This window comes from Rhizobium sp. NZLR1b, from assembly GCF_019685155.1.
Taxonomy (GTDB): domain Bacteria; phylum Pseudomonadota; class Alphaproteobacteria; order Rhizobiales; family Rhizobiaceae; genus Rhizobium.
Map to the genome: position 1 here is coordinate 19,495 of NZ_JABDWC010000020.1, position 14,024 is coordinate 33,518.

13 protein-coding genes are annotated in these 14,024 nt (G+C 61.0%); 5 read left to right on the forward strand and 8 right to left on the reverse strand.

The window, feature by feature from the left end; all coding sequences use genetic code 11:
- Window positions 1-77: 77 nt before the first annotated feature.
- Window positions 78-1,988 carry a murein L,D-transpeptidase gene (locus HJB84_RS24240; RefSeq protein WP_207580701.1) on the reverse strand — a complete coding sequence of 637 codons (1,911 nt, stop codon included), beginning with the start codon at window positions 1,986-1,988 and terminating at the stop codon, window positions 78-80.
- Window positions 1,989-2,082: 94 nt separating this feature from the next.
- Entirely contained in the window at window positions 2,083-2,319 is a 237-nt protein-coding gene (locus HJB84_RS24245) for a hypothetical protein (protein ID WP_207584404.1), read from the reverse strand.
- Window positions 2,320-2,410: 91 nt separating this feature from the next.
- On the opposite strand from HJB84_RS24245, the gene fumC reads away from it, so the two are divergent.
- On the forward strand, window positions 2,411-3,802 hold the full coding sequence (gene fumC, locus HJB84_RS24250; protein WP_221117127.1) for a class II fumarate hydratase: 1,392 nt from the start codon (window positions 2,411-2,413) through the stop codon (window positions 3,800-3,802).
- A gap of 60 nt (window positions 3,803-3,862) precedes the next feature.
- Here fumC and HJB84_RS24255 read toward each other — a convergent pair whose 3' ends face one another.
- Window positions 3,863-4,690: an Ig-like domain-containing protein gene (locus HJB84_RS24255; RefSeq protein WP_221117128.1), complete on the reverse strand. Its 828-nt coding sequence runs from the start codon at window positions 4,688-4,690 to the stop codon at window positions 3,863-3,865.
- Window positions 4,691-4,872: 182 nt separating this feature from the next.
- On the opposite strand from HJB84_RS24255, the gene HJB84_RS24260 reads away from it, so the two are divergent.
- Window positions 4,873-6,480: a fumarate hydratase gene (locus HJB84_RS24260; protein WP_221117129.1), complete on the forward strand. Its 1,608-nt coding sequence runs from the start codon at window positions 4,873-4,875 to the stop codon at window positions 6,478-6,480.
- 393 nt (window positions 6,481-6,873) lie between these two features.
- Window positions 6,874-7,941, forward strand: a complete 1,068-nt coding sequence (locus HJB84_RS24265; RefSeq protein WP_221117130.1) for a GGDEF domain-containing protein — start codon at window positions 6,874-6,876, stop codon at window positions 7,939-7,941.
- 50 nt (window positions 7,942-7,991) lie between these two features.
- Here the strand turns inward: HJB84_RS24265 and HJB84_RS24270 are convergent, their stop codons facing one another.
- Both HJB84_RS24270 and HJB84_RS24275 read right to left on the reverse strand, forming a co-directional pair.
- Window positions 7,992-8,603, reverse strand: a complete 612-nt coding sequence (locus HJB84_RS24270; protein WP_207580705.1) for a pyridoxamine 5'-phosphate oxidase family protein — start codon at window positions 8,601-8,603, stop codon at window positions 7,992-7,994.
- A gap of 36 nt (window positions 8,604-8,639) precedes the next feature.
- Window positions 8,640-9,620, reverse strand: coding sequence for an alpha/beta hydrolase (locus tag HJB84_RS24275; RefSeq protein ID WP_207580706.1), 981 nt, complete (start codon window positions 9,618-9,620; stop codon window positions 8,640-8,642).
- Between the two features lie 47 nt (window positions 9,621-9,667).
- Here HJB84_RS24275 and HJB84_RS24280 point away from each other — a divergent pair, with 47 nt between their 5' ends.
- Complete coding sequence (locus HJB84_RS24280) at window positions 9,668-10,135, forward strand: MarR family winged helix-turn-helix transcriptional regulator (protein WP_221117131.1); 468 nt, start codon at window positions 9,668-9,670, stop codon at window positions 10,133-10,135.
- Window positions 10,136-10,138: 3 nt separating this feature from the next.
- Here HJB84_RS24280 and HJB84_RS24285 read toward each other — a convergent pair whose 3' ends face one another.
- Together HJB84_RS24285 and HJB84_RS24290 are read right to left on the reverse strand one after the other, a co-directional pair.
- Window positions 10,139-11,329: a low temperature requirement protein A gene (locus HJB84_RS24285; RefSeq protein ID WP_221117132.1), complete on the reverse strand. Its 1,191-nt coding sequence runs from the start codon at window positions 11,327-11,329 to the stop codon at window positions 10,139-10,141.
- 22 nt (window positions 11,330-11,351) lie between these two features.
- Window positions 11,352-11,726 carry a gamma-butyrobetaine hydroxylase-like domain-containing protein gene (locus tag HJB84_RS24290; protein WP_221117133.1) on the reverse strand — a complete coding sequence of 125 codons (375 nt, stop codon included), beginning with the start codon at window positions 11,724-11,726 and terminating at the stop codon, window positions 11,352-11,354.
- A 183-nt stretch (window positions 11,727-11,909) separates the two neighbouring features.
- Here HJB84_RS24290 and moaA point away from each other — a divergent pair, with 183 nt between their 5' ends.
- On the forward strand, window positions 11,910-12,956 hold the full coding sequence (gene moaA, locus HJB84_RS24295; protein ID WP_221117134.1) for a GTP 3',8-cyclase MoaA: 1,047 nt from the start codon (window positions 11,910-11,912) through the stop codon (window positions 12,954-12,956).
- Between the two features lie 268 nt (window positions 12,957-13,224).
- On the opposite strand, the gene HJB84_RS24300 is transcribed toward moaA, so the two are convergent.
- Complete coding sequence (locus HJB84_RS24300) at window positions 13,225-14,001, reverse strand: class I SAM-dependent methyltransferase (RefSeq protein WP_221117135.1); 777 nt, start codon at window positions 13,999-14,001, stop codon at window positions 13,225-13,227.
- Window positions 14,002-14,024 lie beyond the last annotated feature (23 nt).

Genomic DNA, 14,024 nt, shown 5'->3' on the forward strand with positions numbered 1-14,024 from the left:
GAAGGCGTTCGAATCCCGCACAAAAACAAAACGGGCGGCCCAAAGACCGCCCGCTCCGTAATCTAATAAAATCAGCGTCAGATCTGCGCCCCACGCGCCTTGGTCGTCGCGTCGAATGCCTTGTCGACATAGCCGTCGCGGCCATAAACGTCGTCGAAATATTCCACCACGCCGTCCTTGTTCGGCCAGGCTGTGAAATAGGACACGTAAACGGGAATCCTCTGCGGCACCTTGACCGCATGGTTCTGCCCCGTGGCGATCTGCTTGGCAACGTCGTCGACCGTCGTTCCGAGCACTGCAGCTGCCATCGCACGCGGATCGGCAAGGCGCACGCAACCGTGGCTCAGCGCCCGCATGTCGCGCTTGAAGAAGCTCTTCGACGGCGTGTCGTGCATATAGATCGCGTGGCTGTTCGGGAACAGGATCTTCAGTTCGCCGAGCGCATTGTCACTGCTTGGCGGCTGGCGCACCGAGACGTTGTCGGTCGAGCCGTACCAGTCGACGCTCGACGAGGCGACCGCGTGGCCGTTCACCTCAACCTCATAACCGAGCTGGTCGAGATAGTTCGGATCCGAGCGCAGCTTCGGCAACATCTCGTTGATGATGATCGACTGCGGCACGCCCCAGAAAGGGTTGAACTCCACCGTCTCGATCTCGTCGTCGAAGAAATAGGTCTGGTTGTTCTTGCCGCCGACCACAACGCGCATCGACAGCTGTTCCTTGCCGCCATTGTGGTAATAGACCATGAAGGCCGGCTGGTTGATCATCACGTAACGGGAACCGAGATCTTCGGGCAGCCAGCGCGCCTGTTCCATGGCGACGACGAGCTTGTCGATCTTCGAGGCATTGCTATCGCCGCCGGTCATGGCGCGCACCGTAGCCTGGCCGATGACGCCATCGGCCTTCAGTCCGCGCTCCTTCTGGAAATCCTCGACCAGCGAGACGATCTCAGGCGAATAGTCGCTGCTGCCTGCGTAAGCAGCAAGCGTTGCCGCGTGATCGGTCCTCAGCGTTTCGGAACCGTGCTTGCCGATCGCCTTGACGATATTGGCGATCTCGGGCGAGCTTTCGCCGGGCTTCAGCAGCGTATCGAGCGAAACGACGATTCGCTCCTCATTGCCGCCGTCGGCTGCGCGAAGCTTGGCGAGTTCCGCCTTCAACGCCTGGAACTGTGGACTATCGGGTGAGCGGTTGGCGATGTAAGCGCCGACATCGGGGCTCATGCGGGCAAGCTTCAGCACCGGCGCCAGATTGACCACCTTGCGCTGGAAGTCGTGATAGCCGGAGATCTTGTTCGGATCGATGCGACCGCGCGCGGTGTCCTGCACGAAGGCCAGCACCTTGGCGGAGAGTTCGAGCTCGAATTGCGTCAGCGCCCGATCGCGGAAGGCTGGATCGGGATTGGCCGGGTCGATATCAGGCGTCTGGATGGCGTAATCTGCCGGGTCGAGGCCGACGGAGGCCGCATCGGCAAGCACCAGCATCGCCGACTTGGCACCATCGTTGATCTGATTGCCATCGACCCAGACGAGCGGGTTGCGGCTATCGCCATAATAGGCTTCGAGCGCCTTTGCGACGTCGGCATTGGCACGCACCTTGGCCTGCGCCAGGAAACGGCGCTGCACGGCGGGTTCGGCGCTGGCATCGCCGCTCGCCGATACATCGGCGACCGCGCCGGTGACGACAGGATCGGCAAACTTGCCGGTATCGACCAACTGCAGCGTTTCGGTTTTATAGGTGTAGTAACGCGGGCCGCTCACCTTCGGCAACGGCGCTTCCGGATCAAGCCCGCCGAGCGAGCCGCCGACGGCGCCGCGCGGCACCGGACGGCCCGGCGCCTGATCCATGAAGATGGTGCTCTGGTTCCGCTGCCTGTCGCCGCGCAGCATCTCCATCAATGTATAAGCATGCGCAGGTGCGGCATTCATAACCGCTACGCCGCAGGAAATTGCCAATGCGGATGCCGCGCTTTTCAAAACGAACGTCATATATCTTCCAGTCCCGGTGTCATGCTGTTCTTGTCACGAGCGCAAGGCTCAATATCTTATCCCGCGAAACTCATGCAGCGTAAGGCCTCATTGATCAGAAACCGGCCTGCGCCGCCAGCGCCGGCGGACTCAATTTTGTGTGACGGAGATCCTGCACGGCGCCGCGCAGAAGTTCACACAAAATTATGAAATTATTAGTTAATTTTTTACCCAATTTTTGCCGCCAGACCAATGTGGCGAAAACGCCCAGACGCATAAAATTTCGAAAGTGGCCTAAAAGGCACGCCGCACAAGCCTCGCAAACATGACTTCCGACTTCAATATTTCGCATGGCGTCCGGTTTTCTTGTCGAACGTTCCCACCTATAAGACCTGATCTTTCGAAGACGACCGAAAACAGCATTTAAAGGGAAGGCAAGGCTGATGACCGCAACCCGTACCGAAACCGATACTTTTGGGCCCATCGACGTTGCCGCCGACCGATATTGGGGCGCCCAGGCCGAGCGTTCGCTCGGCAATTTCAAGATCGGCTGGGAAAAGCAGCCGCTGTCGATCGTGCGTGCGCTCGGCATCGTCAAGCAGGCGGCGGCCCGCGCCAACATGTCGCTCGGCCAGCTTGATCCTGGCCTCGGACAGGCCATCGTCGATGCCGCCCAGGAAGTGGTCGAGGGCAAACTCGACGACCATTTTCCGCTGGTCGTCTGGCAGACCGGTTCAGGCACGCAGTCCAACATGAATGCCAATGAAGTGATCTCCAATCGTGCTATAGAAATGCTCGGCGGCGTCATGGGTTCCAAGAAGCCGGTGCATCCGAACGATCACGTCAATATGAGCCAGTCGTCGAACGACACCTACCCGACGGCGATGCACATCGCCTGCGCCGAACGGATCGCCCATCACCTGCTGCCGTCCCTGAAGCACCTCCATGCCGCCCTCGACATGAAGGTCACCGAATTCAGCCACATCATCAAGATCGGCCGCACCCACACCCAGGATGCGACGCCGCTGACGCTCGGCCAGGAATTTTCGGGTTATGCCGCCCAGGTCGGCTCCGCCATCAAGCGTATCGAAATGACACTGCCCGGCCTCTGCGAACTCGCCCAGGGTGGGACGGCCGTCGGTACCGGCCTCAATGCGCCGGTGGGCTTCGCCGAAAAGGTCGCCGAAGAGATCGCCGCCATAACAGCCATGCCCTTCGTCACCGCGCCGAACAAGTTCGAGGCGCTCGCCTCGCATGACGGCATGGTCTTTTCCCATGGCGCCATCAATGCGGCCGCTGCCGCCCTCTTCAAGATCGCCAACGATATCCGCCTGCTCGGCTCCGGCCCGCGCGCCGGTCTCGGCGAACTGGCGCTGCCGGAAAACGAGCCAGGCTCCTCGATCATGCCCGGCAAGGTCAACCCGACCCAGTGCGAGGCGCTGACGCAGGTCTGCATCCACATCTTCGGCAATCACGCCGCGCTGACCTTTGCCGACAGCCAGGGTCATTTCGAGCTCAATGTCTACAATCCGATGATGGCCTATAACTTCCTGCAATCGGCGCAGCTGCTGGCGGATGCCGCCATCTCGTTCACCGACAATTGTGTCGTCGGCATCGAGGCGCGCGAGGACAACATCAAGGCCGGCCTCGAACGCTCGCTGATGCTGGTGACCGCGCTTGCCCCGAAGATCGGTTACGACGCAGCCGCCAAGATCGCCAAGACCGCCCACAAAAATGGCACGACGCTGAAGGAAGAAGCCCTCGCCAGCGGCCTGGTCTCGGCAAAAGACTACGATACGATCGTCCGCCCTGAAACAATGATCGGCCCAAAGTAGTAACGCCATGAAGCTTCAGCCTTCTCCCCCGCTTGCGGCGGAGAAGGCGATCGGTTGCGATCAGACCAACAGCGAAAAATTGTCCATCACGACCGAATTGCCCATGAAATCGAAACTGATTTCATCGATGTCTTCAATCTCGACCAGAAGATCGGGATCGGCGACCTCAAGTTCCTGCTGATAGACGATCTGGCCGTCGTTCATCGCCGTCAGCGTCAGATGAAAGGGCGAGGCCGACAATTCGGCAATCGAAACGCCCTGAAAGGTGAAGTCGCCGCCATCGACCATTTTCAGGGTCACCGGCGCCGAACCCGGCGATAGAACCGTATCGCTGAAACCGTCCTCGGTGATGGCGTCGACGCCCGGCACCGTGTCATAGACAATACCGTTCAGGAGCGTCAGGTCGTGACTGCCGTTCACGGAAAGCGCGAAGCCCCGGTAATTCGGCAGAGAAAAGTCATCCGCGCGCGATGTGACACCCAGGTCGTCGAAATCCAGGACTTCATGATACTTGTCCTCTTCATTGACGCCGTCGATCGCCAGCGTCAGAACCCCGACATCCGTTCCCCCCACGCCATCGGAGATCTTGTAGCGGATCTCTTCGATCAACTGGTCGTGCGCCCGCAAGTTCTTCACCACGTCGAGCGAGTAATCCAGCTCGTAGGTGAAGTGACCATCGGGCCGCACGGTGAAGGTCCCATAATCGCCTTTGATGATCGTTTCCTGTGTCAGTCCCTGTTTCGCATCGACCCTGACACCGTCGAAAGAGCGAAGATAGGTGGTCGATCCCTCGGGATCGCTGTCATTGGACAGCAAATCCCCTCTGATCCAGTCGTGCTCGAAGAAAATGAGAAGATCGTCGTTAGCAGTCGGTTTTGCGTTCGTCATCGGAAGCCCCCGCAAGTTAACGTCGCGGGAATATGAACCGGCCTCCGGCGAAAGGCAACCTGAAGTCGTCTTTCCCGTCGAATGCGGATTTCCCGGCTCGCCTATCCAGATTGCATTTGCAGCGCCGCGGATTTAGACCGGTTCCAATTTAGCGACCCACGCCCACCAGAAAGGTCACTTCGATGGCTGACGATCTCTTCCCGCTCGGCAAGGATACCACCCCCTACCGCAAGATCAGCGGCGACCATGTCTCGGTCGACAGCTTTAAGGGCCAGGAAATATTGACCGTCGAGCCGGAAGCCATCCGCCTGCTTGCCGAAACCGCCTTCGCCGATATCAACCATCTGTTGCGCCCCGGCCACCTGAAGCAGCTCGCCTCGATCCTCGATGACCCCGAGGCGACCGACAATGACCGCTTCGTCGCCTACGACCTTTTGAAGAACGCCAATATTGCCGCCGGCGGCGTGCTGCCGATGTGCCAGGATACCGGCACGGCAATCATCATGGGCAAGAAGGGCCGCAGGGTCTGGACCGAGGGCGGGGATATCGCGGCACTCGCCCGCGGCGTCATGGATGCCTATGAGAAGAAGAACCTGCGTTATTCGCAGCTCGCGCCGGTCAAGATGTTCGAGGAGAAGAACACCAAGAACAACCTGCCGGCACAGATCGACATCTACGAGGAAGGCACCGACGCCTACGAATTCCTCTTCGTCGCCAAGGGCGGCGGCTCGGCCAACAAGACCTTCCTCTACCAGGGCACACCCTCGCTCTTGACGCACGACCGGATGATCGACTTCCTCAAGGAGAAGATCCTGACGTTAGGGACGGCAGCCTGTCCGCCTTACCATCTGGCCATCGTCATCGGCGGCACTTCGGCCGAGATGAACCTGAAAACCGTCAAGCTCGCCTCGACCCGCTATCTCGACGAGCTGCCGACCGAAGGCTCCGAGAGCGGCCACGCCTTCCGCGATCTCGAGATGGAAAAGGAAATCCACCGACTGACGCAGCAGATGGGTGTCGGCGCCCAGTTCGGCGGCAAGTATTTCTGTCATGACGTGCGTGTCATCCGCCTGCCCCGCCACGGCGCCTCGCTGCCGATCGGCCTCGGCGTCTCCTGTTCCGCCGACCGTCAGGCCAAGGGCCGCATCACCCGCGACGGCATCTTCGTCGAGCAGCTCGAAACCGATCCGTCGAAATACATGCCCGAGATCGACGAAGCGAAACTGTCGGAATCGACCGTCCGTATCGATCTCAACCGGCCGATGGCGGAAGTGCTGGCCGAACTCTCCAGGCATCCCGTCAAGGCGCGCCTGTCGCTGTCGGGCACGATCATTGTCGCCCGCGACCTTGCCCATGCCAAGATCCGCGAGCGGCTGGAGAAAGGCGAAGGCATGCCCGAATACCTGAAAAACCACCCGGTCTATTATGCCGGCCCGGCCAAGACGCCTGTCGGTTACGCCTCCGGCTCCTTCGGCCCGACGACGGCCGGGCGCATGGACAGTTACGTCGACCAGTTCCAGTCCTTCGGCGGATCGATGGTGATGCTTGCCAAGGGCAACCGCTCGCGCGCCGTGCGCGAGGCCTGCAAGAAACATGGCGGCTTTTATCTCGGATCGATCGGCGGCCCCGCCGCCCGTCTTGCTCAGGACTGCATCCGCAAGGTCGAAGTCTACGAATATCCCGAACTCGGCATGGAAGCGGTCTGGAAGATCGAAGTCGAAGACTTTCCGGCCTTCATCGTCATCGACGACAAGGGCAATGACTTCTTCCAGGAATTGAACCTGGGGTGACGCTCTCGGATGCGGGACGGGCAGCCATCGGGGCCCGTCCCGTTCTTGAATGTGCGGGCTGCGGCAAAGTCCGCCGCCAGCAAACAGCCTTGGAAATATCATTCCAACCCATTTCCAATGAAATACCGGGCTGCCGAACAACTATCGATATGATGAATACGTGCGAAATGCAGAGAAGAACTGCAAGTTTTTCAGATATCGCTCCCGTCTAGCGAGCATCCGCTTTCTCACCAAAGCTAGATATTTTCTTTGAGAATCATGGGGCTACTTGAAGTATTGGCCAGTCATGGACTTATCGTATGTAATCTTTGGTATATATCGCTTTAATCTTTTCCCAAGAAATTTAAGCTACCAAATAGATTATTGCCTTCGAATATATGAGGAGTTCGCCGGATGAACACGGCTGTCGCGCCCAAGGTGCAGGTTCCCGACGTAGCGGGCCAGATCACCTATGCCATGCGCTCGATGGGCGTTGCGCCAATACCGCGCAACTACGAACTCTTCTACGAAGCCTATATCGGCTCCAACCCCGCGCTCACCCGGGACCTTGCAGCCCTCGGCGGCCAGGCGACGCAGGCCGAGCTCGACGAGCTAGGCGCGCAGTATTTCACCAGCAGCCCGGCCCGCGTCTTCGACGACGCCCATACCCGCATTTCAGGCGAACTCGATGGACTGCTGCGGGTTCTGAGACAGGAGCAAAACTCGCTGGAAAGCTATACAAGGCTACTCGGCGAGACCCATAAGCGCATCACCTCCAAAAGCAATGCCAGCGTCGAACTGATCGAAAACGCCATCGAACTTTTGAGCCAGGCGACCGGCGACACCATGGCGCACGGCGAACGCACCGTCGGCGACGTCGTCCAGCGCTCGCAGGAGATGGATCAGGTCCGCAAGGAACTCGATGAATATAAACGCATCGCCAACACCGATTCGTTGACGCGCCTTTCCAACCGCCGCGCCTTCGACGAGCGCCTCGCCGCCGTCTTCAACAATCCCGGCATGCGGCCGGTGACGGCCCTGCTGCTGGCCGATATCGACAACTTCAAGAAGATCAACGACACCTACGGCCATCCCGTCGGCGACAAGATTCTCGCCACCGTCGCCTCCGTCATCCGCAGCAATGTCCGGCGTGATGTCTTTGTTGCCCGCGCCGGCGGCGAGGAGTTCGCGCTGATCATCGACGGCAACACGCCCGAAGGGATCACGGCGATCGCCGAGCGCATCCGCCGCACGCTGGAAACCACCCCGTTCAAGAATTCCCGCACGCGGGTCAATTACGGCCCGATCACCGTCTCGATCGGCATCTGCATGGCCTCCAGCGCCGAAGATGCCGGCGAACTCTACAGCAAGACCGACATCGCCCTTTACGGCGCCAAGAATGCCGGCCGCAACTGCACCATCCTCTATCAGGACGGCATGCAGAAGGATTTCACCAAGAGCTGGCTGATCTACAAGAGCTGACGGCAAGTCCGCGCCACTGGCACGCTGTCACCCCACAGGTGACGGCGGTTTTACCACATCGTCTTCGCCGCGCGTCCCGGCCATTCCCGGTCGTAGGTTTCCTGGTCGAAATCACCGACCGCGGCCTTCAGCATCTGGCCGGGTGTCGGCAGGCCCGCCGGATCGGCGAAATGTTGGCCATTCCAGAGTTCGGCCCGCATCACGGCGCGGGCGCATTGGAAATAGACCTCGTCGATCGAAATCACCACGACGGTGCGGGGATGTATGCCGTCCATCTCGAAGCTCGAAAGCACTGCCTCGTCATCCGAGACGACGCCGCGGCCGTTGATGCGCATCGTCGTGTTCGAGCCGGGGATCAGGAACATCAGCGCCAGCCGGGGATCGCGCACGATATTGGAGAGCGAGTCGACGCGGTTGTTGCCGCGCCAGTCCGGCAGATGCAGCGTCTCGTCGTCGACGACGCGCACCACGCCGCCGAGATCGCCGCGCGGCGAACAGTCGAGCCCTTCGGGCCCGACGGTGGCAAGCGCTGCGAACGGCGAAAGCGCGATCATCTGCCGATAGAGCGGCGTCAACCGCTTCGTCACCTTGTCGACCGAGGCCTGCGAAAGCCCGGCGCCGTAGATCGTGTTGAGCTCATCGATGCTGCTGATGATTTTCATGAGGCGTCCCGCCGCGGCTTGATATCGGGACGGACGCTACAATGCCGCGCGCTTTACCGGAAGCTCAAAAAACGGAATGATCTCAGCAGCGTTTTTGATGCCTTCGTCGGCCATGTCCTCCTCGCCTTGGACAGCTCCGAGAAACGCAGCGATTGCGGCAAGAACCGGAGCGGCGGCGAGGATGCGCCGGTGCCCGAAACCGTTCGCCCAGAACAGCCGGACGCCCTCGCCGGCTGCCTGATAGCGCTTGGCATGGGCTGGCGGCACTTCCTTGTCGTCCTCGGCATGGATGACGAGCACCGGCCGGCCGATCGCACTCGCCGCATCGCCAGCATCGAAATCCTCAAGTCTCCGTCCGGTGACGTGACGAACCTCATTCTCCAGCGCCGCTTGCGCGGCCGGGCGAAGGCCGATCATCCGGCCGAAATCGGTAAACAGCCAGGCCATTTCGCTTGGCGCACCGATCAGCACCAGCCGCTCAGCCGTGACAGGAGCGACATCGGGCAGCAGACCCGCCACCGATACCACCAGCGCCGCGCCGCCGAAGGAATGGCCGATGACCGCATCGAAGGCGCCGAAGCGTGCCTCGATCGCGGCAATCGCCTTGACCGCAAGCCCCATGTGCAGGAAGCGCCGGCTGGCACGTCCGTGGCCGGGAAAATCGAGGGCCACCACCTCCGCGCCCGTTGCCGAAAGCATCGAAACGAGCTCGGCCATGTATTCGGTGCTCGAGCCCCAGCCATGCGTCACCAGATAGCGCTTGCGTCTTCCTCTCGCCCCGCCGTTCAGCCGATAGGCATGCGTTTTCGCCCCGCCGGCAAGTCTGAGGGTGAAACGTTCGGCGCCGTCAAGCCGGGCCGCGCCCGCCGCATGCGCCGCCTTGGCTTTTGCTCCCTTCGGCCGCGGCGACGGCGTCCTGCAGAACAGCAGGAACGCCGCCCTGCCCGCCAGATCCGGCGAAACCGCCTGTAGCAGGGAGAACCCGAGGCGGGTGACCTTGCGCGCAAAATTTGCCATAGTGAGAATCCAAAAGACTGTTCAACACTGAACAATAAAGTACAACGATGAACAAAAATCAATCCCTTCCCTGGGATCATCCGCGTTTTCGCAGCTGGATCGCGGTGGCGCGCGCCTGCCAGCTGATGCAGCAATCGCTGACCCGCTCGCTGGCCAATCTCGACATCAAGCCGCCGCACCTCGACATCCTGGTCAATCTCTATCGTTTCGAAGCCATCTCGCAGCAGGAGCTGGCCCGCAAGCTGCTGGTCGGCCGCTCCAACATGAGCATGCTCCTGCCACAGATGGAAAAGCGCGGCTTGATCGAACGACGCGGCGATGCGCGCGACAAACGCGTGCTGCGCCTCTATCTCACACCGGAGGGCCGCACGTTGACCGAGGCGGCGATGGTGATCCAGACCGATCTGATCGAACGCTCGCTTTCGCAAGAGCCGATCGAGCAATGCATGGCGACCACCACCTCGATGGAGCGCATCATCACCGTGCTTCTCAGCGATCTCAGCGACGAGGATTGATGGTCAATGCAGCGTCGGCGCTGCCGCCGTGCCGGTCAGCGAGCGGTATTCCCAGGCGGCGACGATAATCAGCACCAGCGTCGCCAGAATGCCCATCAGATAGATCTCGATGAAGGGTGCAGCGAAGGCCAGCAGGATCAGCAACACCAGGCCGGCCAGATGCGACAGCGGCAGCTGCCCGCTGGTGGCCCCCTTGAACCAGAGATTGCCGATCAGGAACAGGCCGGAGCCGCCGAGCACCGCCGCAGTGATGCCGAGATCGCCGGTCTCGTGCGGATGCGAGAACATGAATTCGACTGCCACCGCATGGACGATGATGCCGGCCAGGATCGGGATATGCCCATAGGTGAAGGCGAGCCGCGCCAAGGCCCCCGGCGTCGCCTCATGCTCGATGCGGTGGGCGGCGCGCCCGTGGCCGAAGCGGAAATAAAGCCACCACATGGTGACGGTGCCGATGAAACCGGTGACGAAGACGATGCCGGTCAATCCCGAAAACGGCAGCTCGGAAAAGGTGCGGCCGGAAACCAGGATTGCTTCGCCGAGGCAGATTATGACGAAGAGCGCGCAGCGCTCGGCCATATGGGCGCCGGAAACGTCCCAGTCGCCCGCCGTCGAGCGGCCGAGGCCAGGCACGGCAAAGCCCGCGGCCGGACCGGCATATTCGATTGCCAGCGCGATCACCCAGACGATCAGCCGCGCCTCGTGATCGAGCAGCCCGCCGGCAATCCAGAAGACGGCGGCGACCACGAGCCAGGTGGTGATGCGGATGAAATTCAGCGTATTGGCGCGGTCGACGCGTGTCATCGCATAGGTGGTAAACAGCGAGCGCCCGACCTGCATCGCCACATAGGCACCGGCGAACAGCAGCCCCTTGTCGCCGAAGGCCTCGGGGATAGAAGCTGACAGCAGCAGCCCGAGCATCATCAGCGCCACCAGCATGCCGCGCACCGGCGTCTTGTCGGGGTCGAGCCAGTTGGTCACCCAGGCGGTGAATATCCACACCCACCAGACGGCAAAGGTCATCAGCGCCGCCTCGGCGGCACCGAGCGGCGTATAATGGGCGGCGAGCGCATGCGAAAGCTGCGAGATCGAAAAGACGAAGACCAGATCGAAGAACAGTTCGAGGAAGGTCACCTTGCTGCCGCTGGCGCTGCCCTTGGCGCGCAGCCAGTTCCTTCCGTTCGTCTTCGCCATGTATCCCCCGATACCCATTATTTCAGCGCGGCTTTTGCGCCGTATCGCGGTCCAAGCCCTTTTCCCTGAGCTCGTCCTCATAGGCCGAAAACAGCTCAGCACCTCGTTGGCCGAGCTCGCGCAGATAGGTCCAGGTGTAGATGCCAGTGTCATGCATGTCGTCGAAACCGATCCGGACGGCGTAATTGCCGGTCGGCATCATCGAGATGATCGCGACATTGCGCTTGCCCGGCACCGTCACCTTTTGCCCCGGCCCGTGGCCCTGCACCTCGGCAGACGGCGACAGCACGCGCAACAGCTCTGCCGACAGGTCGAAACTCTGGCCGTCGTCGAAGGTTATCGCCAGCCTCTGACGATCTTTCGAAACGCGGAGTTCGCTCGGCCAGATATCGCTCATCTCTATCACCCTCTTTCCCCTGGAGAAGTAGGCGTTCGCCTTTTTCGAGGCAAGAGCAAATTAACGTGTGCGAAATCCGTTTCCCTTGACGGCGCAATCACATATGCACAAATAGAAAGATATCGCTTGAAAACAGGCAGGCATCCCGTCTGGCGTGCTTCAGATCCCGTTGCGGAGGAATTGGTGAATACGAGAGTAGGAACGATAGGCAACGCATCGCCGCTGGTGGCGGATGCACATCCGATGATCGACCCCTTCGGGCGGGCGGTCACCTATCTCCGCGTCTCCGTCACCGACCGCTGCGATTTCCGCTGCACCTATTGCATGTCGGAAAATATGACCTTCCTTCCGAAGAAGGACCTGTTGACGCTGGAGGAGCTCGACCGGCTCTGTTCCGCCTTCATCGACAAGGGCGTGACGAAGATCAGGCTGACCGGCGGCGAGCCGCTGGTGCGCAAGAACATCATGTATCTGGTCCGCCAGCTCGGTGAGAAGATCGGCTCCGGCCTCGACGAGCTGACGCTGACGACCAACGGATCGCAGCTGGCCCGCCATGCCGAAGAGCTTTATGATTGCGGCGTGCGCCGCATCAACGTCTCACTCGACACGCTCAACCCCGACAAATTCCGCAAGATCACCCGCTGGGGCGATTTCGACAAGGTCATGGAAGGCGTCGATGCGGCGGAGAAAGCCGGGTTGAAGATCAAGCTCAACGCCGTGGCGCTGAAGGATTTCAACGACGCCGAGATGCCCGATCTCCTGCGTTTCGCCCATGGCCGCGGCATGGACCTGACCGTCATCGAAACCATGCCGATGGGCGAAATCGAAGAAGACCGGACCGACCAATACCTGCCGCTCTCCAAACTGCGTGCCGATCTCGAAGACCAGTTCACCCTGACCGACATCGACTACCAGACCGGCGGCCCGGCGCGTTACGTCAGGGTCGCCGAAACCGGCGGCCGCCTCGGCTTCATCACCCCGATGACCCATAATTTCTGCGAGAGCTGCAACCGCGTCCGCCTCACCTGCACCGGCACGCTCTATATGTGCCTCGGCCAGAACGACGCCGCCGATCTTCGTTCGGCCCTGCGCGCCAGCAAAGACGACGCCCTCCTCTGCACCGCCATCGACGAGGCCATCACCCGCAAGCCCAAAGGCCACGACTTCATCATCGACCGCACGCACAATCGTCCGGCGGTAGCCAGGCATATGAGTGTTACGGGGGGGTGAGGCCCGGTTCCCGCGAAGCGGGGAGCGATCGATCCAGTGAATCGATCGCAGGGCCGAACGCCCTGAGCCATGCGAAGGGCCGGGATACGGTGCGGCATGTCCCTTCTCCCCAGCGGGGAGAAGATGCCGGCAGGCAGATGAGGGGGTGAGCGGCAAAGCCGCGAATGCACTGAGCGGAAGCGAAGGGCAATATGAACGGCATGCCGTGCGCCCCCCTCATCCGACCCTGCGGGCCACCTTCTCTCCGCCGGGGAGAAGGGAGATCACATCACCCAGGCTTACGCGCACAAATCGCAAACCGCTCCTGCACCATACGCTCAAGCCCGCGCAGAAACGGCATCTTGCGCGCCTGCGCCCAATGAATGTCGCCAAGCTTGCGATCGACGACGATATCGACGAAGCCGGCCTTGCGCAGAAGATCGACCACCGCTTCCGCCGGCATTTCATGGGAAAAATGCACGCGTGAGCGGATCTTCTGATGCCGCGCCATCATTTCCGGCGACATGTGGCTTGCCGCAGGCCTGCCGGAGATTTTCGTCCAGAGCTTCTGCAGGCCCTTGACCCAGGTTTCCCGACCCATGTTGCCGTCGACGATCAGCACCTTGCCGCCCGGCTTCAGCACCGCGAACCATTCTGCGAAGGCCGACGCCGGGTCCACCAGCGTCCAGATGAGATGCCGGTTGGTGATGACGTCGTAGCTACCCCGTGGCTCCATCGTGTTTTCGGCGTCGCCGGAAACGAAGCGGATATCGGTGCCGCGCTTCTTCGCCTTGGCGCGTGCCTGCGCCAGCATCGCATCCGACCAGTCGAGCCCGGTGACCGCAAAGCCGACATCATGCATCAGATGCGAAATGACAGCGGTGCCGCAGGCAAGATCGAGCGCTGCCCGCCCCTGCCCGTCGCCGAGATGTTTTCGGATCAGCCGCTGCCAGCCCTTCCGCTCCCCTTCCGAAAAGATTTCATGGCCGACGCTCTGGTCGAAGGTTTCAGCCCTTTCCGACCAGAAATCGCGGATTTCATCGCGGATCGAGTAGTTTGTATTCATCGAATTCACCTTGAGTGCCCCGG